Here is a 26,624-nt window from a genome sequence, read left to right on the forward strand (position 1 = left end):
CCAGCAAGGGCCGCAGGCGCAGCAGCCCCCTCGGGGGCAGGGAGCCATACGCAGTGGGCGACCGTGGGGGTCCGTTATGATTTGCCATGAGCTTTTTTGCCGTTTTGTTTGCACTGATCCTGGAGCAGGCCCGTCCCCTGGCCCGCGGCAACTGGATTCATGCCACTTTCCTGGGCTGGGCGCGTTGGGGCCACCGCAGCCTGGATGCTGGCAAGCCGCATCATGGATGGATCACCTGGGTTTTTGCCGTCATGGTGCCCACGCTGCTGACGCTGCTGGTGCACTGGCTGCTGTGGCAGGTCAATGTCTTGCTGGCCTTTGCCTGGAGCGTGGCGGTCCTGTATGTCACGCTGGGTTTCCGCCAGTTCAGCCATTACTTCACCGACATTCGCAATGCGTTGGACGACGGCAACGAAGACCTGGCCCGCGAATTGCTGGCCGAATGGCGTCAGGTCGATGCCAGCGAACTGCCGCGCAGCGAAATCGTTCGCCATGTGATCGAATATTCAGTGCTTGCCGCACACCGCCATGTGTTTGGCGTACTCGGCTGGTTTTCAGTGCTGGCCGCTTTTGGATTCGGACCCGCCGGTGCGGTGCTTTACCGGATGAGCGAATTTGTCGCACGCTACTGGAGCTACAAGAGCCGAACGCCGGGGGAGGGCGCCAGCCCGGCCCTGCAGCATGTGGCCAACCTTGTCTGGGGCAACATTGATTTCGTGCCTTCGCGCATCACGTCGCTGGGCTTTGCCGTGGTCGGCAGTTTTGAGGATGCCATCGACTCGTGGCGCAATTACACCCAACGCTTTCCCACTGGTGCAGCCCTCGCCACGGCCGGCCGCAACGACGGGCTGATCCTGGCTGCTACTTCGGGCGCGGTGAATGTGCAGCTTGGAGGCGCGGCACTCAATCCCGTGCTGGTCGCCACTGTCTCGCAGGAATTCGAGGTGGGTGGACTGGCCGATATTGACGATGCCGCCGTCACGGCACCAGCGACCTGCCGCGAGCCCGAGGTGGCCCACCTTCGCAGCGTCGTGGGCCTGGTCTGGCGTTCTGTGGTGCTGTGGATGGTGCTGCTGGCGCTGCTGACGCTGGCCCGGCTGCTGGGATAGCCGGACAGCCGCTTGCCTTTTTCAATACCGGGTCTGTGAAAGCTCTGCAAACAGTTCGCTATACAAACGATAGCGATTAGTGCTGATGCTGCTTGCGGAAACGGTGGATTTGACCTCTAAAATAACGCCGCAACCCGGTTCATGCAGGTGGGTGCAGTTGTAGAACTTGCAGTCCTGCGCATGCGCCTTGAAGTCGGGCATGTAGTTGGCCAGTTGCATCGGGTCGATGTGGTGCAAGCCGAATTCCTGGAAGCCCGGCGAGTCGATCAACGCCGTCGTCCTGGCTTCATCGACCCAGTAAAGCGTCGTGCTGGTGGTGGTGTGCTTGCCGGAGTTCAGCGCCTGCGAAATCTCGGCGGTCAACACCTTGGCCTGCGGCACCAGGAGGTTGGTCAGGCTGCTTTTGCCGGCGCCGGACGGGCCGAGCACCAGGGTTTTCTTTCTGCTCAAAAGTTCCATCAATTCTCGGGTCTGCTCCGCATCTTCAGGCGCCGTCGCGGCTTTTGGCTTGATCGCCAGTGGCAGCATCTGGTAGCCCATGGTCCGGTAGGGTGCCAGCTTGGCCCAGGCCCGGCCGAAGGGCTCGGCCAGATCGCTCTTGTTCAGTGCAATGATGGGCTTGATGCGCTCGGCTTCTGCCGCGATCAGGGCGCGCGTCAGCTGGCTTTCGGAGAATTCGGGTTCTGCCGCGATCAGGATCAGCACCTGGTCCAGATTGGCGGCAAACGACTTGGTGCGCATTTCGTCCTGGCGGTAGAACAGGTTGCTGCGCTCCTCGATTTTTTCGATGGTGCCTTCGTCCTGAGACGGCAGCCAGCGAATGCGGTCGCCAACGACCACTTGGCTTTTCTTTCCGCGGGGATGGCAGATCACGCGCTCGCCGGATTCGGTTTCGACCATCACATGGCGGCCAAAGCCGGCCACCACCAGACCCGATTGTGTGCCTGCAGGCGTCGTTTCGCTGGCACGCGCCGAACGCAAGGGCTTGCTCAAGCCAGCAAGGCGTCAGCTTTCGACGCACAGAAAAAGTCGCTGACGGAAATGCCCTTGACATCGTGCGTGTTGAAACGCACCTTGCACTGGCCGTAGCTGGCTTCGAGGTCGGGATGGTGGTCTTCTGCGTTGGCAATGAATGCCACCGCATTCACAAAACCAATGGTTTCGTAAAAGTTTTTGAATTTGTAGGTTTTCTCCAGCGCGCCCTCGATCAGCCGCCAGCCCAGGGCCTGCTCGCCGTTGAGCTTGCTCAAATGGGTGACGATTTCGGTGGCGCTCAGGGCGCGTCGGTTTTGATGGATCGGGTTGCTCATGCGGCAGCGCTTTCAGGAGAAGGGGTCATGGGGGCCATGCGTCCCAGCCGCTCGGAGGCCGGCGGATGGGAATAGTAGAACTTCACAAACACCGGGTCTGGCGTGAGCGTGCTGGCATTGTCCTGGTAGAGCTTGAGCAGGGCACTTTGCAGGTCCCCGCCGTCGGTTTGCGAGATGGCGTAGGCGTCCGCCTCGAACTCGTGCCTGCGCGACGACAGCGCCATGAGCGGGGAAATAAAAAAGCTGAACAGCGGAACGACCATCAGGAACAGCAGCAGCGCCAGCGCGTCGTTGCTGCCCGTCAGGTTGGGTCGCACGCCGAGTCCGGTGTAAAACCAGACCTGGGTGGACAGCCAGCCGAGCAGTGCAAACCCCACCAGGCTCATGGCAAACATCACGCCGATGCGCTTGATGATGTGCTTGTGCTTGAAATGGCCCAGTTCATGCGCCAGCACGGCATCGACCTCCGCCGGATTGAGCTGCTTGAGCAAGGTGTCGTAGAACACCACCCGCTTGGCTGCGCCAAAGCCGGTGAAGTACGCATTGGCATGCGCCGAACGCCGGCTGCCGTCCATCACAAACAGACCTTTGGCGGCAAAGCCGCAGCGCTGCATCAGCGCCGTGACACGCGCCTTCAGCGCTTCGTCGTCTAGTGGCTTGAACTTATTGAACAGAGGCGCAATCACCGTCGGGAAAAGCACCAGCACCAGCAGGTTGAAGCCCATCCATGCGACCCAGGTCCACAGCCACCACAACGTACCTGCGCTGCCCATGAGCCACAGGATCAGCGCCACGATGGGCAGGCCGATGACCGTGCCAACGATGGTGGACTTGACCAGGTCGGCCAGCCACAGCTTGAGCGTCATCTGGTTGAAGCCAAAGCGCTCCTCAAGCCGAAAAGTCTTGTACAGCGTGAACGGCAGGTCGAGCAGGCCGCTGACGAGGCCGAATGCAGCGAGCAGCGCCAGTTGAGGCACCAGCGCGCCGTAGTCGGCCAGGCCCGAGCGCATCAAGGCCTGGTTCAACGTGTCAATGCCGCCCAACAGCGTCCAGCCCATCAGCAGTGCAGCGGCGAATGCCATTTCCAGCATGCCCAGGCGTGTCTTGGCAATCGTGTAGTCCGCCGCCTTTTGGTGCGAGGGCAAGCTGATGGTGGAAGCAAAAGCGGCCGGCACCTGGTTTCGATGCCGTGCAACATGGCGAATCTGCCGCGTGGCCAGGTAGAACTTCGTCAGCAGCCCGAGCATGAGCAGGCCTGTGAACAGCAGTGTGAATACAAAAGAGGGGTCAATCATGGGGATGAGTTTAGGCGATAGGCGAGAATCGCAAGATGTTAGAGACTGAACCCTTATTGAAGAAATCTGACCAGAACCTGGTCTGGCTGGACTGCGAAATGACCGGGCTGGACCCGGAAAAGGAACGCATTATTGAAATTGCCGTGGTCGTGACCGGCCCGCAACTCACGCCGCGCATCGAAGGCCCGGTGCTGACCATCCACCAGTCCGACGCCTTGCTGGAGCAGATGGACAAGTGGAACAAGGGCACGCACGGCCGCAGCGGCCTCATCGACAAGGTCAAGGCCAGCACGTTGAACGAAGAAGATGCCCAGGTGCAATTGCTCGCCTTCCTGGCAAAGTACGTTCCTAAAGGAAAGGCGCCGATGTGCGGCAACTCCATCGGACAGGACCGGCGCTTTTTGGTCAAGTACATGCCAAGGCTGGAAACTTTTTTCCATTACCGCAATATCGATGTCAGTACCTTCAAGGAACTGGCGAAGCGCTGGCAGCCCGAGGTGTACAGCGCGTTCAAGAAGCGGCAACTCCACACGGCGCTGGCTGACGTGCATGAATCGATTGACGAATTGCTGCATTACCGTGAGCATTTTTTGAAGTAACTCCTAGCTTTCCGGCATTTTGCGCATAGCCGGCAGGCAATCGTTGCTCTTGAAAATATAGTTGATTCGCCTGTCCGGACTCACTTTTTGACTTGACGATGAACGGTAGTAACATTGATTCATTAAGGGTAACTGGTAGAAACCCGCAAACCATGCCATAATAGCGGGCTTGCAGTTGCACGCCGTGCCAACCGCATTTGTACATCTACCTCACACTTTTGGACTCTATTTTCAGAGTCACCGTATCAAGGCAATTCTGCTCTTGGTCCGTATATTCGTTTGATGGTTGATGTTTTATTAACCATGAACGAAGCCTTCCGCATCGCGGGGGTGGAGTTTCCTGTTCATTCGCCACAAACGAAGCGGACAGGGGATTAGTGAGAAGAAAACATGACTGACTCTTTTGAGACTCGCGGCGACTTTGCGTCCGACAATACCGAAACCATCTCCGATCTGGACATCCACGTGATTCCCGATTTCTCGTCCGACGAGCCCGTTGCCATGGCAACCTCGCTGGAAGCCGTTGTTGCCGAGCCTAACGGCTTTGTGAAGCTCGGCCTGGCCAAGGAACTGCTGCAAGCAGTTGCCGACATGGGCTTTACCCAACCTACCTCGGTGCAGCTGGCCACCATCCCCAAGGCCATGCAAGCCCTGGACGCCGACCCGAAAGCGCCCAAATTCACCGACCTGCTGGTTTCTAGCCAGACCGGTAGCGGCAAGACCGCTGCGTTCCTGTTGCCCGTGCTGCACACCCTGTTGAAACAGCAGGAAGAAGCCGAGCGTTTTGAACGTGCCGAATTCGAACGCCTGAGCGCCGAAGCGGTTGCCCGCGGTGAAGCGCCGATGAAAAAGCCCAAGCGCAAGGACCCGACCAATATGCGCAACTTCAAGGCCGCCACCCCTGGCGCCCTGATCTTGTGCCCAACGCGTGAGCTGGCCCAACAGGTTTGTGCTGACGCGATCGACCTGGTTCGCCATTGCCGCGGCCTGCGCGTTGCCAACGTCGTTGGCGGTATTCCTTACCAGTTGCAAATTGCCAAGCTGCAAAACGCCGACCTCGTCGTGGCCACGCCCGGCCGTCTGCTTGACTTGCAGCGCAGCATGCAGATCAAGCTCGACCAGGTGCAATTCCTCGTCGTTGACGAAGCCGACCGTATGCTCGACCTCGGCTTTGCCGACGACCTGACTGAAGTCAACCAGCTCACCATCGAGCGCAAGCAGACCATGATGTTCAGCGCCACGTTTGCGCCGCGCATCATGCAACTCGCCACCCGCGTGATGCGTCAGCCACAGCGTGTCGAGATTGACTCGCCGCACGAAAAACATGCGTCGATCACCCAGTCTTTGCTGTGGGCCGACAACATGACCCACAAGCGCAAGTTGCTGGACCACTGGCTGCGCGACACCACCATCAACCAGGCGATCGTTTTTGCCTGCACGCAGGTGGAATGTGACGGCTTGGCCAATGATTTGGTGCAAGAAGGCTTCAGCGCCGTGGCACTGCACGGTGCGCTGGGCCAGGGCCTGCGCAACCGTCGCCTGATGGCGTTCCGTGACGGCCGTGTGCAGATTCTGGTAGCGACCGATGTGGCTGCCCGTGGTCTGGACGTTCCGACCATCACCCACGTCATCAACTACGGCCTGCCGATGAAAGCCGAAGATTACGTTCACCGCATTGGTCGTACCGGCCGTGCCGGCCGCGAAGGCCAGGCGATCACGATTGCCGAATTCCGCGATCGTCGCAAGATCCAGGACATCGAGCACTACACACAGCAAAACCTGAAGGCCAGCACGATTCCCGGTCTGGAGCCCCAGCAGCGTTTCGCGCCAACGTCCGAGCGTCCACGTGGCAATTTCGGTGGTGGCCGCGATGACCGCGGTGGCGGCCGCAGCTTCGGCGGCGGTGGCGGCGACCGTGGCGGCTTCGGCGGCCGCAAGCCAGCCGGTGGCGGTTTTGGCGGCGGCAATGCAGGCAGCTTTGGCGGCAATTCCGGTGGCGGCTTCGGCGGCAACCGTGATGACCGTGGTGGTGCTTTCCAGGGCCGTCCTCCAGCGCCGCAGGGCAATAACTACGCCGACCGTTCGGGCTTCAATGACCGCAACGCCCGTCGCCCGGATGACCGCGGCTTTGGCGGTGGCAACAACAACGCCGGCTTTGCACCGCGTGAAGACCGTGGCAACTTTGGCGGTGGCAACGAAGGCTTTGCGCCCCGTGGTGATTTTGCAGACCGCAAGCCTGCTTTTGCCCGTCCCGCCGGTAAGGTGTTCGTGCCACGCGATGCGGCCAAAAAGCCGGGCGGTAAGTTCACCAAGCCTTTCCGCGACTGAGCATGGTGTGAGCTGCTGATTATTTTTTGATCAGCCCGCAAGCCAAAAGGCCGCTGCCCACCGAAAGGTGCGCAGCGGCCTTTTTTTGGCGCTCCGGAAAAGACCTGTGCCAAGATACGGTTTTCGTAGACCCTCAAACAAAACACCCATGAACAACGAAGCACAAACGTGGAATCCGCAATGGCTGGACAGCATGTACAACAACCGGCTGCTGGTGCCGGGTCATGCGGCACACTTCACGCGCTGGGCGACGGACTCGCAAAGTGCGCGCCAACAGCTGCCTTGTCAGCTTGACGTGGATTACGGCGAGCAGCCTGCAGAAACACTGGATATTTTTCCGGCCAACGGCGTCAGCCAGGGCAAAGGCGCGCCGGTGCTGGTGTTCATCCATGGTGGCTACTGGCGTGCGCTGGACAAGGCTGATCATTCCTTCATTGCGCCCGCGTTCGCACAGGCCGGAGCCTGCGTCGTGGTGCTCAACTACGCCTTGTGCCCGGCGGTGACGATTCCGGACATTGTCAGGCAAATAGTCAAGGCGCTGGTATGGACGTGGCGGCATGTTGCCGGGCAGGGGGGTGACCCTGCGCGCATCACGGTGGCCGGCCATTCTGCGGGCGGACACCTGGCTGCGATGCTGCTGGCGTGCGACTGGTCAGCGCATGCGCCCGATTTGCCGCAAGCCCTGGTCAAGAATGCGTTGTCGATCTCGGGCCTGTACGACCTGGCGCCGATTCGTCAGACGCCATTCCTCCAGGATTTGCAGTTGACGCCCGGGCAGGTCAGGCAAGCCAGCCCCGTGTTGCTGCCGCGTCCGCCGCAAGGCACGCTTTTCAGCGTGGCAGGGGGCGACGAAAGCGATGAGTTCCTCCGGCAGAACCGGCTGATCCAGCAAGCCTGGGGTCTTGAAACCGTACCGGTTTGCGAATCGCTGCCGGGTCTGAACCATTTCAGCATTCTTGAAGCCTTGACAGAACCTTCGCACCGCCTGCACAGGCTGGCGTTTGAACTGCTCGGCCTTGAGGTGCCACGCCGCTGAAACGCCGCGCGGCCTGGTTCACATCATCAGGTCTTCGTTGGAGTTCTTGCCGCCCAGAATCACGTAGTTGACCTTGCGGATGTCCATCAGCCGGGTGCCGCCTGAATAACTGATGGCACTTTGCACGTCTTCTTCCATTTCGCGAAGCGTATCGACCAGCTTGCCCTTGATCGGCTCCAGGATGCGCTTGCCTTCGACGTGCTTGTATTCGCCCTTGTTGAAGTCCGAGGCGCTGCCGTAGTATTCCTTGAACAGTTGGCCATCGACCTCCACTGTCTGTCCCGGGCTTTCTTCGAGGCCCGCCAGCATTGAGCCGATCATCACCATGGTCGCGCCAAAGCGGATGGACTTGGCAACGTCGCCATGCTCGCGGATGCCGCCGTCGGCAATGATGGGTTTGGTCGCCACGCGGGCGCACCATTTGAGCGCCGACAACTGCCAGCCGCCGGTGCCAAAGCCGGTCTTCATCTTGGTGATGCAGACCTTGCCGGGGCCAATGCCGACCTTGGTCGCATCGGCCCCCCAGTTTTCCAGGTCAATCACCGCCTCGGGCGTGGCGACGTTGCCGGCGATCACGAACGATTCTGGCAGCTGGTCCTTCAGGTAGCGGATCATTTTCTGCACCGTGTCGGCATGGCCATGGGCAATGTCGATGGTGATGTATTCCGGTGCCAGGCCTTCGGCCACCAGCTGGTCAACGGTGTCGTAGTCGGGCTGCTTCACGCCCAGCGAGATCGAGGCATACGCGCCCCGCGCCTTCATGTCGCGGACAAACTGCAGGTTGTCCAGGTCAAAGCGGTGCATCACGTAGAAGTAGCCGTTTTGCGCCATCCAGACACAAATGTCTTCGTTGACCACCGTCTTCATGTTGGCCGGCACCACCGGAATGCGAAAGCTGCGCGCGCCCAGCGTCACGCTGGCATCGCATTCAGAGCGGCTTTCCACACGGCATTTGCGCGGCAGCAGCAGGATGTTGTCGTAGTCGAATATTTCCATGATTTTCCCCAAGCTCTAGACAAGAGACTGTTGTTGATGAACAGGAGGCGCTTGGACTGGCCGGTTTTTGGTAGAACCTTCACCGCAAGTGTGAAACTTCCAAAAAAAAACCGGGCGCAATTGCTTGGGCCCGGTGACTGATTCTAGGGGCTTGGCGGCCCGCTGAATGGCATTGGCCGCAATATCCTTGCTTGGCGGGTGCTTCAAGGTGCGATACAACGTGATTGCGCCGCCAGCAGCACGCGGCCCTTTTCATCCTCGACCCAGCCGATGACGCGCAGGCGATCCGAATTTGCCCCCGGGGCAATGCTCATGGAGCGGCTTTCAAATAACCTGTTTTGCTCCCTTTTTAATAGCTGATTGCGCCCGTCCCAATTGCGCGAAAGCACGTTTCGGACAAGATTTCGTTCCACGGGCGAGCCTTCAAGGCCGGCCGGCAGGGTTTCCACCAGCGCCAGCCAGGCGGTCAAGGGCTGCCTGGCTGTCGGCGATACCGGCCTGAGTTCGATGGAGGCGCCCAGGTAGTCGGCGACGGGCAAGCCGTGGGCCACGCGCAGCCCCGCACCCTGGATGCCCTTGGCCGCATGCACAAGCGTTTGGCTTCTGGCGGGCACGCCTTGCCTGAGTGTCTCCAGTCGGACCAGCGCATCGCGCGTGGCCACGGCCGACAGCGGCGCGTCGTCGCCCTTGCCGCCCGGTGCGACCCAGTCCAGCACGACGGCATTTTTTGCCGGCACTGGTGTGGCCGGGTCAGTCCAGCAGGTGTCGCAGTCGGCATTGATGAAACGCTCCATGAGCTGGACCGGCCGGCTCTGGCCATCGCTGGCGCAAAACGACTGCGCCCGCGCAGGAGACAGGGAAGCGGCCAGGGCCGCCGCAACAAGCAATTGCGCGAAGAGAGGAGTTGAAAGGGTTGTCATGGGCACAAAGGATTGGTCAGGGGCTTTTTAAACTGGGGTATGTTTTCAGGAGTCGCGCCATCATTCTTGTTTTTGACACATCTTGCTGGCCTGCGCTGCAAAGCCCTGCGCCGGTTGCCTGCAAGCGCCAGCTTCAGGCCTGAGCGCCCACGCCCATGGTCAAGCGGATGAACCCTTCCACGCTGATCGGCATGCTGGCCAGCGTGTTGCTGCTGGGGATCGTGCTGTTTTTTTCGGCCGACGATCCCCGCATGTACGTCGACTGGCCCAGCCTGGGCATTGTGCTGGGCGGTACGCTGGCGGCGACATTCCTGAGCTATCCGCTCAAGGAGGTGTTCCGGGTGTTCAACCTGATGGCCACGGTGATGCGCAATGAGCGCATGTACACGCAGAACGACATCGACGAACTGGTGCGGATTTCAAAGCTGTGGATCAACGGCGACCTGCATGCGGTTGAGCGGGCGCTGGAAAACGTCACCAACCCCTTCTTGCGAACGGGGGTGCAGCTGGTGATTGACCAGACGCCGGAAGACGACATCCTGGACCTGATGCAGTGGCGTATCTCACGCCTGCGCGCGCGCGAGGCTGCCGAAGCGCAGCTGTTTCGCGTCATGGCGAATTTTGCCCCGGCCTTTGGCATGCTCGGAACGCTGGTCGGACTGATCAACCTGATGAGTTTGCTGGGCGGCGACATGCGGGCCATCGGCCAGCAGCTCGCGGTCGCGCTGATGACCACGTTTTATGGCATTTTGCTGGCCAACCTGGTGTTCAAGCCCGTGGCGGTCAAGCTGGAGCGCCGCACTGAAACCCGGGTGGTGCTGATGAACATGGTGCTGCAGGGCATCTCGATGATGTGCGAGCGGCGCAGCCCGGCGCTCATGCGCGAAACGCTCAAGTCCTTCATGGCGCATCACGAGGATGAAATCTTTGACGGCCGGCTGCCCGGGAAAAATGGCAAAAAACGGGTGGTGGTGCCCGGTCCGGCCCGTTGAGCATGGCGAGGGCCGGATACATCGACATGTCGCTTCACGACAGCCCGGGCGCACCGCCGGCCGGTGAGCAAAGGAATGACGGCGACAGGCAGGCACCGCGTTCCAGGGTGCTGCCTCCACCCGTGCCGACCAAGCCTGCGGGGGCGAGTGCAAAGCTGCGCAAGGGCCGCTTTGCGCGCTGGCACCTCGAAACCGCCCCCGTCGCCGAGGAAGAGGGCTGGCTCCTGACGTATCTGGATGTCATCACCTTGCTGCTGGTGATGATGGTGGTGATGCTGGCCTTTGCCGGTTCCGGCGCGCACGGGGTTCCTGTCAACGGACCGGCCGCAACGGGGCATTTGCCGGCATCGGGCGCCATCCCGGTTATCGGCATTCCCGGCAGCGCCGCACCAATACCGCTTCCGGTGCCGATGCTGCCGGCGAGCTCCGAGCCTGTGCCCGAGCCCGAAATGCCGCCCGAAACTGATGTGCTGGTGAGTCTGGCGCTGGACCCTCTGGACAAGAACATCGAGGTGATTGTGAACAAGGGAACGGTCAGCTTTCGCATCAGCAGCGAGGTGCTGTTCAACTCAGGCGAGGCGACGCTGAGCGAGGCGGGACGCAGTGTGATGAGCCGGCTCGTACCGACCCTGGGCAAGGCCCCTGGCTACCGCGTCGTGGTCGAGGGGCATACGGACAACATGCCGATCCAGACCGAGCGCTTTCCGTCCAACTGGGAACTCTCCACCAGCCGGGCTGCCAGTGTGGTGCGCCATTTTCAGGGCCAGGGAATCGAGGCGGGCCGTATGCGGGCGACCGGCTATGCGGACACCCGGCCGATTGCGTCCAACGACACGGCGCAGGGCCGGTCGACCAACCGGCATGTGGACGTGATTCTGGAAGCGTCCAAGTAGCCTTCCGATAAAAAGCAGGCCAGCCGGCCGGCAAGGGACTTTCTACAATAAGCGATGTTCTCAGAAGCCTCTTCCTCATTGCCCCCATCGCCCCTGCTGCACAACCTCAACCCGGAGCAACTCGCGGCTGTCACCCTGCCGGCCACGCATGCCTTGATCCTGGCGGGCGCCGGCTCGGGCAAGACGCGTGTGTTGACCACGCGCATCGCCTGGCTGCTGCAGACCGGTCAGGTATCGCCCAGCGGCATCCTGGCGGTGACCTTCACCAACAAGGCGGCCAAGGAAATGCTCACCCGCCTGTCGGCCATGCTGCCGATCAATGTGCGCGGCATGTGGATCGGCACTTTTCACGGCCTGTGCAACCGCTTCCTGCGGGCGCACTACAAGCTGGCCAATTTGCCCTCGACCTTCCAGATCCTGGACACGCAGGACCAGCTGTCGGCCATCAAGCGGCTGTGCAAGCAGTTCAATGTCGATGACGAGCGCTTTCCGCCCAAGCAGCTGCAGTGGTTCATTGCCGCCTGCAAGGAAGACGGCCAGCGCGCCAAGGACGTGCCGGTGCGTGACGAAGACAGCCGCAAGAAAGCCGAGATTTACGCGCTGTACGAAGTGCAGTGCCAGCGCGAAGGTGTCGTCGATTTTGGCGAACTGATGCTGCGCAGCTACGAGCTGCTGCGGGACAACCCGCCGGTCCGCGAGCATTACCAGCGGCGCTTCCGGCACATTCTGATCGACGAGTTCCAGGACACCAACAAGCTGCAATATGCCTGGATCAAGATGCTGGCCGGGCAGGGCGACGAGGCCGGGCACGGCGTGCAGGGCATGCCGGGCGGCTCGGTAGTGGCGGTCGGCGACGACGACCAGAGCATTTATGCCTTTCGCGGCGCGCGCGTGGGCAACATGGCCGACTTCGTGCGCGAGTTCGAGGTCACGCACCAGATAAAGCTGGAGCGCAACTACCGCAGCTTCGGCAATATCCTGGACACAGCCAATGAACTGATCAGCCACAACACCAAGCGCCTGGGCAAGAATCTGAGCACCGAGGCCGGGCCGGGCGAACCGGTTCGGGTGCATGAATCGGCCAGTGACTTTGCCGAAGCGCAGTGGTTTGTCGATGAGGTGAAGCAACTGGTGCAGGACGGTACCGAGCGCAAGGAAATTGCGCTGCTGTACCGCAGCAACGCGCAAAGCCGGGTGATGGAAACCGCGCTGTTCAATGCCGCCATTCCTTACCGTGTCTATGGCGGCCTGCGATTTTTCGAGCGCGCCGAAATCAAGCATGCGCTGGCCTACCTGCGCCTGCTTGACAACCCGAACGACGACACCAGCTTCATGCGCGTGGTGAACTTTCCGCCGCGTGGCATTGGCGCCCGGACCATTGAGCAGCTGCAGGACATTTCACGCGCCTCGGGCTGTTCGCTACATGACGGCGTGAGCGCCGTGCCGGGCAAGGCCGGCACCAACCTGGGTGCCTTTGTCGCCAGGCTTGATGTGGTGCGCGAGCAGACGGAAGGCGCCACGCTGCGCGAAATCATTGAACTCGTGCTGCAGCACAGCGGCCTGGAGGAACATTACAGAACCGACAAGGACGGCCAGGACCGGCTGGAAAACCTGGCCGAACTGGTGAATGCTGCCGAAGCCTTCGTCAGCCATGAAGGCTTTGGCCGGGATGCGGTGGCGCTGCCGGTCGATGAACTGGGCGCCGACTTGAGCCAGTCGCCTGCCAGCCAGGGGCTGGACCTGAACGCGCCGGTGTTTGAGCAGCCTTCGTCCGAAGGGCTGGCGCCTGACCTGGAGACCGGCGAAACGCTGTCGCCGCTGGTCGCCTTCCTGACCCATGCCGCGCTGGAAGCCGGTGACAACCAGGCGCAGGCCGGCCAGGATGCGGTGCAGCTCATGACGGTGCATTCGTCCAAGGGGCTGGAATTCGACTGCGTGTTCATCACGGGGCTGGAAGATGGCATCTTTCCGCATGAAAACGCCTTGAGCGACGCCGGCGGCATCGAGGAAGAACGCCGGCTGATGTATGTCGCCATCACGCGCGCCAGAAAGCGCCTGTACCTCAGCCATTCGCAGACCCGCATGCTGCATGGCCAGACGCGCTACAACGCCAAGAGCCGGTTTTATGACGAACTGCCCGAGGCGGCGCTCAAATGGATCACGCCTAAGCAGCAGGGGTTTTCCTCCGGCCTGGGCGCAGGTTCGGGAAACCGGGGTGGTGCTGGCAATTCAGGAGCGGGCAGTGGCCGTGCCGACTGGGCAAGCAGCGTATTTGCTTCAAACACCGGCAGCGCGGAGCGTTTGGCCGGCCCGCCCGTGCCCGCGCAAAAGAGCACGCCTTCGCATGGGCTGAAAAGCGGAACGAATGTGTTTCATGCCAAGTTTGGCGAAGGCCGGGTGGAAATGCTCGAAGGCACGGGTGATGACGCCCGGGCAAAAATCAATTTCACCCGGCATGGCGTGAAATGGCTGGCGCTGAGCGTCGCCAAGCTGACGGTGATTTAGCGCCGGACGCTTTGGAATCAGGCGTGTTCGTCGGGAAGCGGCTCGTCCGTTTCCGAGAAACAGTCGCGGAAGGTGAAGTAGATCGAGGTGAAGAACATGGCGACGATCACCAGCGCCACCGGAAACATCGCGACGGTGGCCAGCATCGGGTTGCCCAGCAGCGTGGCAATCAGCGACACTGCGATGGCCGCCAGCACGAACACACCGGTCCAGGCCAGACCAAAAATGGTGAAGGCGCCAAAGTTCTTGTAGCAGGCCATGGCGCTGAAAAACAGGCTCTTGACCGGCGACACGCCATGCCAATGGACCAGCGCTGGCGCATGCCAGAACAGCAGCGACAGCGGGAGGTACAGCGCCATTGCCACCCACATCGCCATCTGGAAGCTGTCCTGCATGACCAGCTCTTCGGTGATCTTTCCGCCCACCAGGTACAGGCTGGCAAACTGCCCGCCATCGACCAGCGCAGAAATGCCCATCAGCGCCAGGAAACCGGCGGCATACAGCGCGCCCAGCACCATCATGGCCCGCAGGCGCTGCTGGCCCGCGCGAAAGGCGCTGACCAGGATCGACGGCATTGGGAACTTGCCCTTGGTGGCTTCCTGGGTCGCCGCCATCAGGCCCAGCGTGGCGGCGGGCAGCAGCGCCAGTGCCAGGGCCGCGCCGATGAAGGGCACCAGCGTGGCGACCGACAGCATCGCCATGAACATGAAGAACAGGCCCGCCATGGCCAGCGGCTGCCGGATGAAGGTCGTGATGCCCAGTTTGACCCAGGTCAGGCCGGTGCGGGCAGGAACAATATTCAATTTCATGGCGTGGGACTACAAAAGATAGGGCTGTGCCAGCCGTTCGCGCAACACGCGCTCGAAATGGCCCGGGTCATGGGCTTTCAGCATGGTGGCATCGCGCGGCAGGTGGAAATCCCACAGCCGCGACACCCAGAAACGCAGCGCGCCGGCGCGCTGCAGGGCCGGCAGCAGCGTGCGTTCCTGCGCCGTCAGGGGTCGGACCTTCTGGTAGGCCGCCATGAAGGCATCGGCGCGCGCCGTGTCAAGCCTGCCAGTTTCCAGCGCAAGGCACCAGTCGTTCAGGCAGATGCCGATGTCGAACAAAAAGGTGTCGCAGCCGGCAAAGTAAAAATCAAAAAAGCCAGTGAGCTGCCCGTTGTCGAACATGACGTTGTCGCGAAACAGGTCGGCATGGATGACGCCGCGCGGCAGGCTTCGGTAGGCGGACGACGCGGCAACATGGTTTTGATACGCCAGTTCGCTCCGTATCAGGCTACGCTGGTCTTCGTTCAGGCAGGGCAGCACCACCGGCACGGTTTCGTTCCACCAGGCGAGGCCGCGCAGATTGGGCTGCTGGCGCTCATAGTCGAGGCCGGCCAGGTGCAGGCGTGCCAGCATGTCGCCTACCCCGGCGCAATGGGCTGGCGTGGGCGCAAGTTCGCTGTGGCCGCGCAGCTTGTTCACCACGGCGGCGGGCTTGCCCTTGAGTCGGTGCAATAGCTTGCCCTTGGCGTCGGGCGCCGGGTCGGGCACGGGAATGCCGCGTGTCGCCAGGTGCTTCATCAGGTGCAGGTAAAACGGCAACTGCTCGAACGTTAGGCGCTCGAACAGCGTCAGCACATACTGGCCTTGATCGGTATCGACGAAGTAGTTGGTGTTTTCGATGCCGCCTGATGCGCCCTTGAGGTGCTGCAGTTGACCCAAATCTAGAAAGCGCAAGAACGCTGCAGCCTCGTCAAACGAGACCTCGGTGAATACGGCCATGCGTGAAACTGAGCCCTGTGCTGGAAAAAAGAAAGGAGGCGGGAGTTCGAAATCAGAACTTCAGCACGTTCCAGACGCGCGAACCGTTGGTGTCGTTGCTGGTGGCCGCAGGTGCCGTGCCCCGGGCGCCTTCGGCAGGCTTGACCTCGTAGGCGGCGCCGCCGGTCTTGGGCTGGACCGTGATTTGCTGGGTTTCGCCGCCGACGCGCAACTCGTCGATGCGGGTGCCGGCATCTTCGGTGCGGATGCGCTCGATCTTCTTGTCGGGACGGGCTGGTTTTTCCCGGACCCCTGCCTCGGCGGGTGCCAGCGTCTGAGCCACGGCCGCAGCCAGCGGCAGCGCTGCAAGGGCAGCGACAAAGAGAAGGCGAAGAGCGGTTTTCATGCCTGCATTGTAGGCGTGCGAAGCCTGGCCCCGGCAGGAATAAAAGGGCATTTCTCCTTGCAAAATGGTCTTTGAAGGCCAGCCCCAAACCCTTGCCAAAAGGCCTCCGCAGGGCGGCGCTCCCGGGCCACAAGCATCTGGCCGATATCCCCGACAATCTCGCCCTATGACCCTTGACAAAAAAACCTTGCTGCTGGTCGATGGCTCCAGCTACCTGTACCGCGCCTTCCATGCCATGCCCGATTTGCGCGTCAACCCTGGCGACCCGGCAAGCCCGGCCACCGGCGCGATCCGCGGCATGGTCAACATGATGCAAAAACTGCGCAAGGACGTGCGGGCCGACTACGCGGTGTGCGTGTTCGATGCCAAAGGCCCGACCTTTCGCGATGCGCTGTATCCCGAGTACAAGGCCCAGCGTTCCCCGATGCCGGACGACCTGCGCAGCCAGGTCGAGCCGATCCATGAAGTGGTGCAACTGCTCGGCTGGAAAGTGATGGCCGTGCCCGGCGTCGAGGCCGACGACGTGATCGGCACGCTGGCCTGCATGGCGTCTGCCCAGCAGATCGAGGTCATCATCTCCAGCGGCGACAAGGACCTGAGCCAGCTGGTCGACGAGCACATCACCGTCATCGACACCATGAACGACCGCCGCCGTGACCTGGCCGGCGTCGAGGCCGAGTTCGGCGTGCCGCCGCGCCTGATGGTCGATTACCAGACGCTGGTCGGCGACGCGGTGGACAACGTGCCGGGCGTTCCCAAGGTCGGACCGAAAACCGCCGTCAAGTGGCTGCTCGAATACGGCTCGCTCGATGCGCTGGTCGCGCGCGCGGATGAGATCAAGGGCATCGTCGGCGAGAACCTGCGCAAGTCGCTGGACTGGCTGCCCAAGGGCCGCGAGTTGCTGACCATCAAGAAAGACTGTGACCTGGCCGAATACGTCGATGGCCTGCCTGCTATGGAATCAGTAGCTATAGGCGCCCAGCAGACAAGCGCGTTGAGGACTTTTTATCTTAAATACGGTTTTAAGGGGCTGGCCGGCCAGATCGACGTCGAAAGCACGCCGCCCGAACTGGTCGGTGGTGCCGAGCGCCGCAAGCCGCGCCCCAAGGTGGCGCCTGCGGATTCGCCCGGGCTGTTTGACGACGACGAAGTCAAGGACAAGGAAGCCTCGCTGCTTGACGCGCCGCCGGCCGGGCGCGCCAGCAACCTGCTTTACGACACCATCCTGACCTGGGACGCGTTCGACGCCTGGCTGGCAAAAATCGAAGCGGCCGATCTGGTGGCGGTCGATACCGAAACCACCTCGCTTGACGAGATGCGGGCGCAGATCGTCGGCATCAGCTTCAGCGTCACGCCCGGCGAGGCCGGCTACATTGCGCTGACGCACGACTACCCCGATGCGCCGGTGCAGTTGCCGATGGACGAAGTCCTGGCGCGCCTCAAGCCCTGGCTGGAAAACCCGGCCCATGCCAAGCTCGGCCAGAACGTCAAGTACGACCGCCACGTGTTCGCCAACCACGGCATCGAGGTGCAGGGCTATGCCCACGACACCATGCTGCAAAGCTATGTGCTCGAAGCGCACAAGCCGCACGGGCTGTCCAGCCTGGCCGAGCGGCACGTGGGACGCAGCGGCATCCACTACGAAGACCTGTGTGGCAAGGGGGTGAACCAGATCAAGTTCAACCAGGTCGAGATTGCCAAGGCGGCCGAATATTCATGCGAAGACTCCGACCAGACGCTCGACGTGCACCGCGTGCTGTGGCCGCAGGTTCAGGCCAGCGACAAACTGTTGTTCATCTATGAACTGGAAATGCGCAGCAGCGAATCGCTCTACCGCATCGAGCGCAATGGCGTGCTGATCGACGCGACTATGCTGGCGAGGCAAAGCCATGAACTCGGCCAGCGCCTGCTGCAGCTGGAGACCGAAGCGTATGAAATCGCCGGCCAGCCCTTCAATCTGGGCAGTCCCAAGCAGCTGGCCGAGATTTTCTTTGACAAGCTGGGCATGAAGGTGGTCAAGAAAACGCCCAGCGGCGCGCGCAGCACCGACGAGGAAGTCCTTGAAAAACTGGCCGAAGACTACCCGCTGCCCGCCAAGCTTCTGGAGCACCGGAGCCTGTCCAAGCTCAAGGGCACCTACACCGACAAGCTGGCGCAACTGGCGCTGCCGCGCACCGGCCGGGTCCACACCCACTATGCGCAGGCCGTGGCCGTGACCGGCCGGCTGTCGAGCAACGACCCGAACCTGCAGAACATCCCGGTCAAGACGGCTGAAGGCCGGCGCGTGCGCGAAGCCTTCGTGGCGCCCGCCGGCAGCGTGATCGCCAGCGCCGATTATTCGCAGATCGAACTGCGCATCATGGCGCACATCAGCGGCGACGAGGCCTTGCTGCATGCCTTCACCGCCGGGCTGGACGTGCACCGGGCGACGGCCGCCGAGGTGTTCGGCGTAGCGCTCGAAGCCGTCAGCAGCGAGCAGCGCCGCTATGCCAAGGTGATCAACTTCGGCCTGATCTATGGCATGAGCAGCTTCGGCCTGGCCAAAAACCTGGCCATCGAGACCAGGGCCGCTGCCGCCTACATTGACCGCTATTTCCAGCGCTACCCTGGCGTGAAGCACTACATGGACTCGACGCGCCAGCTGGCCAAGGAGCAGGGCTATGTCGAAACGGTGTTCGGCCGGCGCCTGTACCTGGCCGAGATCAACTCGCCGAACGGCCCGCGCCGCGCCGGCGCCGAACGGGCCGCCATCAATGCGCCGATGCAGGGCACGGCGGCCGACCTGATCAAGCTCAGCATGGTCAGGGTGCAGCAGGTGCTCGACGATGAACAGCGGACTACCCGCATGATCATGCAGGTGCATGACGAACTGGTGTTCGAGGTGCCCGAGGCCGAGGTCGAATGGGTGCGCACCGAGATTCCGCGCCTCATGGCCGGCGTGGCCGCGCTGAAGGTGCCGCTGCTGGCCGAGATCGGCTTTGGCCCGAACTGGGAACAGGCGCACTGAGGCGCAGGCCGTTGCCAGACCAGCGAACGCAGGGCATGACCGACATCAAGACCTATGGCATGTCCGAGCGTGCCGACCACCTCGACTTCGACATCCGGTCGCAATGCGTGCGTCCGCCGCTGGTTCGTCCGCACCGGCATGAATACTTCCAGATACAGGTCAGCCTCCAGGGCGATGCCGAGCAGAATGTGGCCGGCACGGGGCGGCTTTTTGCAGGGCTTGCCTCGGTTTCATCCTGCCTTGTCGCGTGCTTGTCAATGCCCATTCCGAAGGTTCGCGCTACGCCATCATCGACATGGCGCAGCGGTTCCTGCGGCCTGGCCTGGATGTCGATCCGCTGGACCTTGAGGAGGTTCTACTTTCCACGGCACCTGAACTGGCGTCTTTCCTGTTTCAGGAATACCTCGATTTCTGTTTTCCGGGGGACGGGTTTGCGCCGATTGAAGCGCTGCTTGAACCACTGGAGCGCGAGAATTCCCAGCGACGCTTCGGCTCGTCCCAAATCATGCGATGCCTGCTGTTGCAACTGATCGGCATGAACAGCCGCAGGTTTGAAGCCGACCTGCTTCGCCTTTCGGCCAGCCATGCGCAGCAGAGCAGCCGGCACGCCAGACCGCAGCACGCCGTTCGCTACATTTGCGACCATCTCTGGTCGGTGAGATCAGCCTGGCCGACGTGTCCGCCGCAGCAGTCCTGTCGCCGAACTACCTGGCCCACCTGCTGAAAAAAGAAACGGGCAAGACTTTCACCGGTTGGGTCACCGACCGGCGCCTGGAATTTGCCCAAGGCCTGCTGATGCACAGCAGCCAGCGGGTGGCCAGCATCGCGCATGCTTCAGGCCTTGCCGATGAAGCCTGTTTCGTCCGTCGCTTTCACCAGCGATTCGGCAACACGCCGAAGGCCTACTGCAACAGTTTTGGCGCCAGGATTTCAGGCTCTCCGGGATGTGCCTGTCAGCCTGTTGCTGGCGACGGACCCATTCGCCCAGGTCCGAGTCGGGTGCCAGGACGCGACAGGTGCGTTGATTTGTCCCTGACCTGTCGTCAGGGGAGATGTCATTGAATGCCACATCGACGGTTTGCCGGAACTCAGCGTCAGGATCGTTTAAGTCCTGCGGGTCCGGCCACGTGACAGCCTGGGAAATTCCTCATACCTTTTTTTCCGGCAAGAACCTTTGCGCCTGAAGCGACTCGTAAAGTCTGCTTCATCAACCCCAGCCACGGACCTTTTTATGTTGAACCAGGATCAGAAAAACGATTTCAATGCCTTGCTGCCCGGCGACTCCACCGAGGTCGGCGCCAGCCGGCGGACCGCGCTCAAGGCCGCGCTGGGCGTGGGCTATGCAGTGGCGGCCATGCCGCTGATGGCGCAGACCGCCATCAAGACCCCCACGCAGGGGCTGCGTACCGGTCAGACCACCTTCGATGTCAATGGTTTCAAGGTGCCTGCGGTGTATGCGGCACCGGCCGGTAAGACCAATTTGCCGGTGATCCTGGTGGTGCAGGAGATTTTTGGCGTCCATGAATACATTGCGGACACAGCCCGGCGTTTTGCCCGGGCAGGCTACCTGGCCATCGCACCCGAGCTGTATGCCCGCCAGGGCGATCCGCTGGTCTACGGCGAAGTCGCCAAGCTGATGGCCGAGATTGTTTCCAAAGTGCCTGATGCGCAAGTCATGGCCGACCTGGATGGTGCGGTGAAATGGGCTGGCAACAATGGCGGCGACTTGCGCAAGGTCGGCATCACCGGCTTTTGCTGGGGCGGCCGCATCACCTGGCTGTATGCCGGGCAAAGCAGGCATGTCAAGGCGGGTGTGGCATGGTATGGGCGTCTGGTGGGCACGCCATCGGCGCTGACGCCCGGGCATCCGCTGGACCTGGCCGCCAACCTGAAGGCGCCGGTGCTGGGCCTGTATGGCGGACAGGACGGCGGGATTCCGCTGACAACGGTCAACCAGATGAAGGATGCGCTGGCACAGGCTGGCATCCAAGGCAATGCCGCCGCCAGGGCTTCGGAATTCGTCGTCTATCCGGATGCGCCGCATGCCTTTCATGCCGACTACCGCCCCAGTTACCGCCAGGATGCAGCCGAAGACGGCTTCAGGCGCGCGCTGGACTGGTTCGCTGCCCATGGTGTCGGCGGCGGCTCCATGCCAGCAGCCTGACCAGCGGCAGGCCGCTTTTTAAGACCGAGGAATTTGCCAGGCTGGATAATATAAAGGACCCCGGTCTTCGACAGCACTGACGGATACCGGGTTTTTTTAGTATTTATTCATCATTCAGGGCTCTGGCCCAATCAGGACGGGCGCAGGCAGCTATGGTTTTAACGGCAATCTTGTTGGGCACCATGGCGGCCGGCATTGGCAGTGTCTGGCTGGCGGCGCTGCTCAGTTTTGGCGCACTGGCCCGCTACACCCAGCACATGCTCAGCCTGGCGGCTGGCGCCTTGCTCGGCACTGCCTTCCTGCATCTGTTGCCCGAGGCATTTGAAAGCCAGGTTGCGCCAGACGATTTGTTTGCCACGCTGCTGGTCGGTGTGGTGTTTTTCTTTCTGCTCGACAAGGCGGAGTTGTGGCACCACGGCCATGAACACCATGGCGAATCATCGGGCCACGCGCATGCACCCCACCATCACCATGCCGCGCATGGCCACAGCCATCCGCCCGGTGGCTGGGCCATCCTGGCCGGCGACAGTGTCCATGCCTTCGGTGACGGTATCCTGATTGCGTCGGCCTTCATTGCTGACATGCGCCTGGGTTTTGTTGCCGCCCTGGCGGTGCTGGTGCATGAAGTGCCGCACCACATGGGCGACCTGATCGTGCTGCGCCGCCAGAGCGCCAACAACCGCCGAATCGCCATCATCAAGGTGTCGCTGGCAGGCGCCGTCACGGCCTTGGGCGGCGTGGTCGGTTACGCGCTGGTCGACCAGCTGTATGCCTACCTGCCGTTTTTCCTGATTCTGGCGGCCAGCAGCTTCATGTATGTGGCCCTTGCCGACCTGATTCCACAACTGCAAAAACGCGCCTCGATGCAGGAAACCGCCGCGCAGATTGCCTGGTTGACCATTGGCATTGGGCTGGTGGTGGGGGTCAGCTGGTTGGCGCACGCGCACTGAGGCGTGCGCTGTTGCTTGTCAGCCGGACACTGACAGGCAGCCGCGCTTGCTGCCTATACGTCGCGCCTGGCCAGGCGACTAACCTGAAATGCCTTTTCAGGAGGCTTTATGAAATCGAAGACGTCATTAACCATGGCTTGCAAGCTGCCTGGTGCTTTGGCGTCTTCCTGCCCGCACGTTATTCCTGACCATGACCACCATTCTGTACTTCCCGGGAAACAGGACCGGCACTCCGAAAGTGAAAGAAATCACAGAGTTCCTCCTGTCGAGCCAGATATTGATCAGGCCAGAGTGATCGGCGAGAAAGAGCGTCCGCAGCCGTCGTCGGAAAAACCTGAAGCGTCCTGACCATGCGGCGTAATATCAACGCCCGGGTCGGAAACCGACTGCGTCCTTTTGCCAGAATTTCCACATAATCCGTCCTTGAAGGAGATGCGCATGCCCATAGATTCGACTCCCGCCAGCCGCAAGTCACGGCATTCTCCAGGCGAAAAGCCGCTCACGGAACCGCAAGCCACTGACGAAGGCAGTCATGCGGCGCGTGATCCCGAAGGCGCTGGAAATGAGGGTTTGGTCAACCATGAAATGGATGAACAGACCCGCATTGCCCGTCCCCCGCTGGGCAACTGAACCCACTGACCGGAGTAGCATTTCCAAACCAGAAACGCTGCGTTTTTAGCATCTGCATGCCGATGCTGATGGCGCAAAAGCCGCGCTTTGCGAATATTTTCATTTGCCCTGAAGGCGGCAGGTCATGAAGCTGACCCTTCGAACAAGGCTGTCGGGCGTTCGCCGGCCAGTGCCTGCAGCAGGTTGGTCGTCGCCAGCACCGCCATGGCATGACGGGTTTCAAATGTCGCCGAGCCGATGTGCGGCAGTGCCGTCACCTTGGGATGCAGGCGCAGTGGCGAATTCATTGGCAGCGGTTCGGTGGCAAACACATCCAGGCCGGCCGCGCGCAGGCCTCCGGTGTTCAGGGCGTCGAGCAGTGCGCCTTCCCGTACTGTGGCGCCTCGTCCGCCGTTGACAAAAATCGCGCCGGGCTTCATCAGGCCGAACTCGCGCTCACCCATCAAGCCACGGGTTTCGCGGGACAGCGGCAGCACGGCGGCCACGATGTCGGCGCGCTGCAGCAGTTCATCGAGCGGCGTGTGCGCTGCCTTGCCCGCCAGGTCCGGCGCCTGGCTGGCAAGGTCCACCGGGCGGCGGCTGTGGTACAGCACCGGCATGCCAAAGCCCAGGGCGCCGCGCCGCGCCACGGCCTGGCCGATGCGGCCGAATCCCAGCAGGCCGAGCGTCTTGCCATGCACGTCCCGGCCGAACAAGTCTTCGCCGATGTTGCGCGTCCAGCGGCCTTCGCGTACCAGGCTGGCCAGCTCGACGATGCGGCGGCTGGTCGCCATGATCAGTGAAAAAATGGTGTCGGCGGTGGTTTCGGTCAGCACGCCGGGCGTGTGGCACAGCATGATGCCGCGCGCCGCCAGGGCATCGAGCGCGTAGTTGTCCACGCCGACGGACACGCTGGAGATGACCTTGAGCTGTGGCGCCCTGGCCAACAGCGCGTCGTCTACCGGGTAGCTGGAGCCGATCATTCCTTCGACGGTCGCCAGCGCGGCCTGGAAGGCGGGCAGTTGTTCTGCAAGGCGCGGATTGGCGAGCGTCACGTCGTGCCGGGCCTGCAGCCGCGCCAGCTGGTCTGGGGGCAGTTCCCTGAAGACCAGAATCTTCTTGCGTTCAGTGGAAACAGGCATTTTCAGCGTCTTGCCGGATGGAGTTCCGTGAATTTAGCAAGTTCAGTGCGCGTCGGCAGGCCTTCACTGTCGCCCGGCACCTGCACCGCGCGGGCGCCGATCCAGGCGCCGCGCTTGACCGCTTCCACCACGCCGAGCCCGTCGAGCAAGGCGCTGATCACCCCCACTGCAAATCCGTCGCCTGCGCCCACGGTGTCCACCACCTGGGCCACCGGGAACCCTGGCACATGGCCTGTGCCGCCGGTGTCGCTGTCAAACCAGGCGCCATCGGCGCCGAGCTTGACGACGACCAGCCGGGCGCCGCGCTGGCGGTAAAAGCGGGCAATGTCTTCGGCGCTGGCTTCGCCGGTCAGAAAGCGGCCTTCCTCCAGGCCAGGCAGCACCCAGTCGGCGCGCGTGGCCAGGTCGTTGATCGATTCGCGCATCAGCTCGGGGCTTGACCACAGGGTCGGGCGCAGGTTCGGATCGAACGACACGCTGCGGCCTGCCGCGCGCATCAGGTCCATGGTCTGACGCGCAGCGGGCAGGGTGCTGGCCGAGAGGGCGGCAAACACACCCGTGGCATGCAAATGGCGGGCCGACAGCAGCCAGGCTTCGTCAATGTTATCTACACAGATGTAACTGGCAGCAGAACCCTGGCGGTGGTATTCCACCTCCGGGTCGCTGCCATCCAACACCTTGGACTTGAACTGGAAACCGGTTTTTTGAAACGAATCGCACACCACATGGGAGCAGTCGATGCCTTCCTTTTGCATGGCCGCCAGCAAATACCGACCCATGGAATCGGTGCCCAGACGGCTGCCCCAGCCGACCTTCAGACCCAAGCGTGCCAGGCCAATGGCGACATTGGTTTCCGCACCGGCGGTGCGCTTGTGAAAGGCCTCGGCCTGCTCCAGCGGGCCGGGCCGGTCGGCCACCAGCAGCAGCATGGCTTCGCCAAAGGTGATCACATCCAGGGCGGCAGTCATGGGCATTTCATTTTTGCGACAAGGAAACAGGGGCGCGGCCTGCCATGGCGGCGCCTACGCTGCGCAACTGGTCGATTTCCCGCCGCGTGACCGCCAGCAGGTCGTCGCCGGTCAGCGGATATTCGATGGCCCATGGCACATCGGCCGGCAGGGTGCGCAGCACGGCGCGCCAGGGCGCGCTCGATTCAGCCAGCGGCACGGCCACCCAGCGGTGGGGCAGGCGTTGCACACCCTTGCAGTGCACATAGCGAACCTGCGGGCCCAGCGCGGCAGCAGCCCGCAGCGGACATTCACCGGTCCAGTGCCAGTTGCCCATGTCGAACGTCATGCCCAAAAACAAGCCCTGGCCATGGGTCGCGTCGAAAAAGTCCCGCAGCGCGGGCAGGGTGCCGGCCGTCGGCGTCTGGTCGTTCTCGATCACCAGTTCTATGTCGGCGGCCTGGAGGCAGTCCCGCAGCGCCATCAGGCTGGCGTGCGACGCGGCGCCAAAGCCGCCGATGGCCATTTTCAGCCGGGGCGCGCCCAGGGTTCTGGCAGCCTCCAGCGAATGCCGGAGAGCGGTCCTGTCCAGCGCGCCATCAGCCGCCCACAGTCCGTCGGCACTCGAATAGACCACGCGCATTCCGGTGGCGTGAACCGCCTGGGCCATGGCGGGCAGTTCGCGGGCGGCATCGACCAGCAGTTCGCTGCGCACCTCGACGCCGTCGGCACCGGCTTCATGGCAAAGCCGGGCGAACCAGTGCTGGCCATGGCGGCGTACTTCGGCGGCGCCAAAGGCGCCCAAGGAAACCAGGATGGGCGGGGCAGCCGCTGCTGCGCTGGAGACATCAGTGGGCATGTTGCGAATTCAGGATCTGGCCGAGGAAATTGCGGGTTTTTTCGTTTTGCGGATGGCTGAAGAACTGCTGCGGCGGCGCCTGCTCGATGATCTGGCCGTCGGCCATGAAGATCACCCGGTCGGCCACGCTGCGGGCAAAACCCATTTCATGCGTGACGCACAGCATGGTCATGCCGTCGTCGGCCAGGCTGATCATGGTGTCGAGCACTTCCTTGACCATTTCCGGATCCAGTGCCGACGTCGGCTCGTCGAACAGCATGATCTTGGGCGTCATGCACAGCGCCCGCGCAATCGCCACGCGCTGCTGCTGGCCGCCCGAAAGCTGGCTCGGGTATTTCTTGGCCTGCTCGGGAATCCGCACGCGGGTGAGGTATTTCATCGCGATGGTTTCGGCTTCCTCCTGGCTCAAGCCGCGCGAGCGCATTGGCGCCAGCGTGCAGTTCTGCAGAATCGTCAGGTGCGGGAACAAATTGAACTGCTGGAACACCATGCCGACTTCCTGGCGCACCGAATCGACATTCTTGCCGCCGGCTGTCAGGTCGATGCCATTGACCACGATGCGCCCCTTTTGCACCACTTCCAGCCGGTTGATGCAGCGGATCAGCGTCGATTTGCCCGAGCCCGAAGGCCCGCAGACCACAATGCGCTCGCCGGGCGCAACGTTCAGATTGATGCCGGTCAGCACCTGGAACTTGCCAAACCACTTGTCCACCGCCTCGATGCGGATGATGGGCTCGGTAGCGGTAGCGGCAGCGGCGGCAGTGGCGGCAGCGGCGGAGGGGGATTGCATTGTGTCTGTCATGAAAGCA

The 26,624-nt window shown here is 62.2% G+C and carries 26 protein-coding genes; 14 read left to right on the forward strand and 12 right to left on the reverse strand.

Features of this window, described 5'->3' with window-relative positions; all coding sequences use genetic code 11:
• Positions 1 to 86 precede the first annotated feature (86 nt).
• Positions 87 to 1,109, forward strand: coding sequence for a CobD/CbiB family protein (locus IWX85_RS00500; RefSeq protein ID WP_036810421.1), 1,023 nt, complete (start codon positions 87 to 89; stop codon positions 1,107 to 1,109).
• Positions 1,110 to 1,130: 21 nt separating this feature from the next.
• Here IWX85_RS00500 and rsgA read toward each other — a convergent pair whose 3' ends face one another.
• From rsgA to IWX85_RS00515, 3 genes are read right to left on the reverse strand one after another with little or no spacing between them, the layout of a single operon-like run.
• Positions 1,131 to 2,102, reverse strand: a complete 972-nt coding sequence (gene rsgA / locus IWX85_RS00505; RefSeq protein ID WP_036810423.1) for a ribosome small subunit-dependent GTPase A — start codon at positions 2,100 to 2,102, stop codon at positions 1,131 to 1,133.
• A complete protein-coding gene (locus IWX85_RS00510; RefSeq protein WP_036810426.1) occupies positions 2,099 to 2,419 on the reverse strand; it encodes a 4a-hydroxytetrahydrobiopterin dehydratase in 321 nt (106 codons plus the stop codon). Before IWX85_RS00510 ends, rsgA begins: the two co-directional genes overlap by 4 nt.
• Positions 2,416 to 3,714: a M48 family metallopeptidase gene (locus IWX85_RS00515; protein WP_196868378.1), complete on the reverse strand. Its 1,299-nt coding sequence runs from the start codon at positions 3,712 to 3,714 to the stop codon at positions 2,416 to 2,418. Before IWX85_RS00515 ends, IWX85_RS00510 begins: the two co-directional genes overlap by 4 nt.
• 35 nt (positions 3,715 to 3,749) lie before the next feature.
• On the opposite strand from IWX85_RS00515, the gene orn reads away from it, so the two are divergent.
• The 3 genes from orn to IWX85_RS00530 all read left to right on the forward strand — a co-directional run bounded on the left by orn (position 3,750) and on the right by IWX85_RS00530 (position 7,677).
• Positions 3,750 to 4,313, forward strand: a complete 564-nt coding sequence (gene orn / locus IWX85_RS00520) for an oligoribonuclease (RefSeq protein ID WP_036810433.1) — start codon at positions 3,750 to 3,752, stop codon at positions 4,311 to 4,313.
• Positions 4,314 to 4,703: 390 nt separating this feature from the next.
• Entirely contained in the window at positions 4,704 to 6,641 is a 1,938-nt protein-coding gene (locus IWX85_RS00525; protein ID WP_036810436.1) for a DEAD/DEAH box helicase, read from the forward strand.
• Positions 6,642 to 6,789: 148 nt separating this feature from the next.
• Positions 6,790 to 7,677, forward strand: coding sequence for an alpha/beta hydrolase (locus IWX85_RS00530; RefSeq protein WP_196868379.1), 888 nt, complete (start codon positions 6,790 to 6,792; stop codon positions 7,675 to 7,677).
• An 18-nt stretch (positions 7,678 to 7,695) separates the two neighbouring features.
• Here IWX85_RS00530 and IWX85_RS00535 read toward each other — a convergent pair whose 3' ends face one another.
• On the reverse strand, positions 7,696 to 8,673 hold the full coding sequence (locus IWX85_RS00535; RefSeq protein WP_036810442.1) for a GMP reductase: 978 nt from the start codon (positions 8,671 to 8,673) through the stop codon (positions 7,696 to 7,698).
• Positions 8,674 to 8,876: 203 nt separating this feature from the next.
• Positions 8,877 to 9,593 (reverse strand): hypothetical protein, encoded by a 717-nt coding sequence (locus IWX85_RS00540; RefSeq protein ID WP_036810445.1) that lies wholly within the window; start codon positions 9,591 to 9,593, stop codon positions 8,877 to 8,879.
• 167 nt (positions 9,594 to 9,760) lie between these two features.
• Between IWX85_RS00540 and IWX85_RS00545 the strand changes: the two genes are divergently transcribed.
• From IWX85_RS00545 to IWX85_RS00555, 3 genes are all read left to right on the forward strand, one after another.
• The gene (locus tag IWX85_RS00545; RefSeq protein WP_036813668.1) at positions 9,761 to 10,585 is read left to right on the forward strand and encodes a motility protein A; all 825 of its coding nucleotides are present in this window, start codon (positions 9,761 to 9,763) and stop codon (positions 10,583 to 10,585) included.
• 2 nt (positions 10,586 to 10,587) lie between these two features.
• Complete coding sequence (locus IWX85_RS00550; protein WP_231379432.1) at positions 10,588 to 11,478, forward strand: OmpA family protein; 891 nt, start codon at positions 10,588 to 10,590, stop codon at positions 11,476 to 11,478.
• Between the two features lie 78 nt (positions 11,479 to 11,556).
• Positions 11,557 to 13,983: a UvrD-helicase domain-containing protein gene (locus tag IWX85_RS00555; RefSeq protein ID WP_370584148.1), complete on the forward strand. Its 2,427-nt coding sequence runs from the start codon at positions 11,557 to 11,559 to the stop codon at positions 13,981 to 13,983.
• 17 nt (positions 13,984 to 14,000) lie between these two features.
• Here the strand turns inward: IWX85_RS00555 and IWX85_RS00560 are convergent, their stop codons facing one another.
• The 3 genes from IWX85_RS00560 to IWX85_RS00570 are packed head-to-tail and all read right to left on the reverse strand — an operon-like array spanning position 14,001 to position 16,137.
• Complete coding sequence (locus IWX85_RS00560; RefSeq protein WP_196868382.1) at positions 14,001 to 14,792, reverse strand: BPSS1780 family membrane protein; 792 nt, start codon at positions 14,790 to 14,792, stop codon at positions 14,001 to 14,003.
• A gap of 9 nt (positions 14,793 to 14,801) precedes the next feature.
• Complete coding sequence (locus tag IWX85_RS00565; protein ID WP_196868383.1) at positions 14,802 to 15,752, reverse strand: homoserine kinase; 951 nt, start codon at positions 15,750 to 15,752, stop codon at positions 14,802 to 14,804.
• Between the two features lie 52 nt (positions 15,753 to 15,804).
• Positions 15,805 to 16,137, reverse strand: a complete 333-nt coding sequence (locus IWX85_RS00570; RefSeq protein ID WP_196868384.1) for a hypothetical protein — start codon at positions 16,135 to 16,137, stop codon at positions 15,805 to 15,807.
• A gap of 166 nt (positions 16,138 to 16,303) precedes the next feature.
• On the opposite strand from IWX85_RS00570, the gene polA reads away from it, so the two are divergent.
• The 7 genes from polA to IWX85_RS00600 all read left to right on the forward strand — a co-directional run bounded on the left by polA (position 16,304) and on the right by IWX85_RS00600 (position 22,888).
• Entirely contained in the window at positions 16,304 to 19,144 is a 2,841-nt protein-coding gene (polA, locus tag IWX85_RS00575; protein ID WP_196868385.1) for a DNA polymerase I, read from the forward strand.
• A 35-nt stretch (positions 19,145 to 19,179) separates the two neighbouring features.
• On the forward strand, positions 19,180 to 19,674 hold the full coding sequence (locus IWX85_RS20205) for a hypothetical protein (protein WP_231379433.1): 495 nt from the start codon (positions 19,180 to 19,182) through the stop codon (positions 19,672 to 19,674).
• 145 nt (positions 19,675 to 19,819) lie between these two features.
• Entirely contained in the window at positions 19,820 to 20,206 is a 387-nt protein-coding gene (locus IWX85_RS20210; RefSeq protein WP_370584160.1) for a helix-turn-helix transcriptional regulator, read from the forward strand.
• A 169-nt stretch (positions 20,207 to 20,375) separates the two neighbouring features.
• Positions 20,376 to 21,308, forward strand: coding sequence for a dienelactone hydrolase family protein (locus IWX85_RS00585; RefSeq protein ID WP_196868386.1), 933 nt, complete (start codon positions 20,376 to 20,378; stop codon positions 21,306 to 21,308).
• A gap of 152 nt (positions 21,309 to 21,460) precedes the next feature.
• The gene (locus IWX85_RS00590) at positions 21,461 to 22,258 is read left to right on the forward strand and encodes a ZIP family metal transporter (RefSeq protein WP_196868387.1); all 798 of its coding nucleotides are present in this window, start codon (positions 21,461 to 21,463) and stop codon (positions 22,256 to 22,258) included.
• A gap of 108 nt (positions 22,259 to 22,366) precedes the next feature.
• Positions 22,367 to 22,606 (forward strand): hypothetical protein, encoded by a 240-nt coding sequence (locus tag IWX85_RS00595; RefSeq protein WP_196868388.1) that lies wholly within the window; start codon positions 22,367 to 22,369, stop codon positions 22,604 to 22,606.
• A gap of 90 nt (positions 22,607 to 22,696) precedes the next feature.
• The gene (locus IWX85_RS00600; protein WP_196868389.1) at positions 22,697 to 22,888 is read left to right on the forward strand and encodes a hypothetical protein; all 192 of its coding nucleotides are present in this window, start codon (positions 22,697 to 22,699) and stop codon (positions 22,886 to 22,888) included.
• Positions 22,889 to 23,010: 122 nt separating this feature from the next.
• Here IWX85_RS00600 and IWX85_RS00605 read toward each other — a convergent pair whose 3' ends face one another.
• Genes IWX85_RS00605 through IWX85_RS00620 form a run of 4 tightly spaced genes read right to left on the reverse strand, consistent with a single transcriptional unit; the run spans position 23,011 to position 26,605 of the window.
• Entirely contained in the window at positions 23,011 to 24,009 is a 999-nt protein-coding gene (locus tag IWX85_RS00605) for a D-glycerate dehydrogenase (protein ID WP_196868390.1), read from the reverse strand.
• A 2-nt stretch (positions 24,010 to 24,011) separates the two neighbouring features.
• The gene (locus IWX85_RS00610) at positions 24,012 to 24,977 is read right to left on the reverse strand and encodes a sugar kinase (RefSeq protein WP_196868391.1); all 966 of its coding nucleotides are present in this window, start codon (positions 24,975 to 24,977) and stop codon (positions 24,012 to 24,014) included.
• A gap of 7 nt (positions 24,978 to 24,984) precedes the next feature.
• Positions 24,985 to 25,815 (reverse strand): sugar phosphate isomerase/epimerase, encoded by an 831-nt coding sequence (locus IWX85_RS00615; RefSeq protein WP_196868392.1) that lies wholly within the window; start codon positions 25,813 to 25,815, stop codon positions 24,985 to 24,987.
• A complete protein-coding gene (locus tag IWX85_RS00620) occupies positions 25,805 to 26,605 on the reverse strand; it encodes an amino acid ABC transporter ATP-binding protein (RefSeq protein WP_196868393.1) in 801 nt (266 codons plus the stop codon). Before IWX85_RS00620 ends, IWX85_RS00615 begins: the two co-directional genes overlap by 11 nt.
• Positions 26,606 to 26,624: the final 19 nt, after the last annotated feature.

Source organism: Polaromonas sp. CG_9.11, from assembly GCF_015752225.1.
Taxonomy (GTDB): Bacteria; Pseudomonadota; Gammaproteobacteria; order Burkholderiales; family Burkholderiaceae_C; genus Polaromonas.

What these genes read in the sequence shown, in the direction of transcription:
- IWX85_RS00530 (WP_196868379.1), top strand. Translation starts at nt 6,790, where the DNA reads ATGAACAACGAAGCACAAACGTGGAATCCGCAATGGCTGGACAGCATG.
- IWX85_RS00560 (WP_196868382.1), bottom strand. Translation starts at nt 14,792, where the DNA reads ATGAAATTGAATATTGTTCCTGCCCGCACCGGCCTGACCTGGGTCAAA.
- IWX85_RS00620 (WP_196868393.1), bottom strand. Translation starts at nt 26,605, where the DNA reads ATGCAATCCCCCTCCGCCGCTGCCGCCACTGCCGCCGCTGCCGCTACC.
- IWX85_RS00550 (WP_231379432.1), top strand. Translation starts at nt 10,588, where the DNA reads ATGGCGAGGGCCGGATACATCGACATGTCGCTTCACGACAGCCCGGGC.
- IWX85_RS00600 (WP_196868389.1), top strand. Translation starts at nt 22,697, where the DNA reads ATGCCCATAGATTCGACTCCCGCCAGCCGCAAGTCACGGCATTCTCCA.
- IWX85_RS00535 (WP_036810442.1), bottom strand. Translation starts at nt 8,673, where the DNA reads ATGGAAATATTCGACTACGACAACATCCTGCTGCTGCCGCGCAAATGC.
- IWX85_RS00570 (WP_196868384.1), bottom strand. Translation starts at nt 16,137, where the DNA reads ATGAAAACCGCTCTTCGCCTTCTCTTTGTCGCTGCCCTTGCAGCGCTG.
- IWX85_RS00510 (WP_036810426.1), bottom strand. Translation starts at nt 2,419, where the DNA reads ATGAGCAACCCGATCCATCAAAACCGACGCGCCCTGAGCGCCACCGAA.
- IWX85_RS00540 (WP_036810445.1), bottom strand. Translation starts at nt 9,593, where the DNA reads ATGACAACCCTTTCAACTCCTCTCTTCGCGCAATTGCTTGTTGCGGCG.
- IWX85_RS00515 (WP_196868378.1), bottom strand. Translation starts at nt 3,714, where the DNA reads ATGATTGACCCCTCTTTTGTATTCACACTGCTGTTCACAGGCCTGCTC.
- IWX85_RS00565 (WP_196868383.1), bottom strand. Translation starts at nt 15,752, where the DNA reads ATGGCCGTATTCACCGAGGTCTCGTTTGACGAGGCTGCAGCGTTCTTG.
- IWX85_RS00590 (WP_196868387.1), top strand. Translation starts at nt 21,461, where the DNA reads ATGGTTTTAACGGCAATCTTGTTGGGCACCATGGCGGCCGGCATTGGC.
- IWX85_RS00615 (WP_196868392.1), bottom strand. Translation starts at nt 25,815, where the DNA reads ATGCCCACTGATGTCTCCAGCGCAGCAGCGGCTGCCCCGCCCATCCTG.
- IWX85_RS00500 (WP_036810421.1), top strand. Translation starts at nt 87, where the DNA reads ATGAGCTTTTTTGCCGTTTTGTTTGCACTGATCCTGGAGCAGGCCCGT.
- IWX85_RS00545 (WP_036813668.1), top strand. Translation starts at nt 9,761, where the DNA reads ATGAACCCTTCCACGCTGATCGGCATGCTGGCCAGCGTGTTGCTGCTG.
- orn (WP_036810433.1), top strand. Translation starts at nt 3,750, where the DNA reads ATGTTAGAGACTGAACCCTTATTGAAGAAATCTGACCAGAACCTGGTC.
- IWX85_RS00525 (WP_036810436.1), top strand. Translation starts at nt 4,704, where the DNA reads ATGACTGACTCTTTTGAGACTCGCGGCGACTTTGCGTCCGACAATACC.
- IWX85_RS00605 (WP_196868390.1), bottom strand. Translation starts at nt 24,009, where the DNA reads ATGCCTGTTTCCACTGAACGCAAGAAGATTCTGGTCTTCAGGGAACTG.
- IWX85_RS00595 (WP_196868388.1), top strand. Translation starts at nt 22,367, where the DNA reads ATGAAATCGAAGACGTCATTAACCATGGCTTGCAAGCTGCCTGGTGCT.
- IWX85_RS20205 (WP_231379433.1), top strand. Translation starts at nt 19,180, where the DNA reads ATGACCGACATCAAGACCTATGGCATGTCCGAGCGTGCCGACCACCTC.
- polA (WP_196868385.1), top strand. Translation starts at nt 16,304, where the DNA reads ATGACCCTTGACAAAAAAACCTTGCTGCTGGTCGATGGCTCCAGCTAC.
- IWX85_RS00610 (WP_196868391.1), bottom strand. Translation starts at nt 24,977, where the DNA reads ATGACTGCCGCCCTGGATGTGATCACCTTTGGCGAAGCCATGCTGCTG.
- IWX85_RS00585 (WP_196868386.1), top strand. Translation starts at nt 20,376, where the DNA reads ATGTTGAACCAGGATCAGAAAAACGATTTCAATGCCTTGCTGCCCGGC.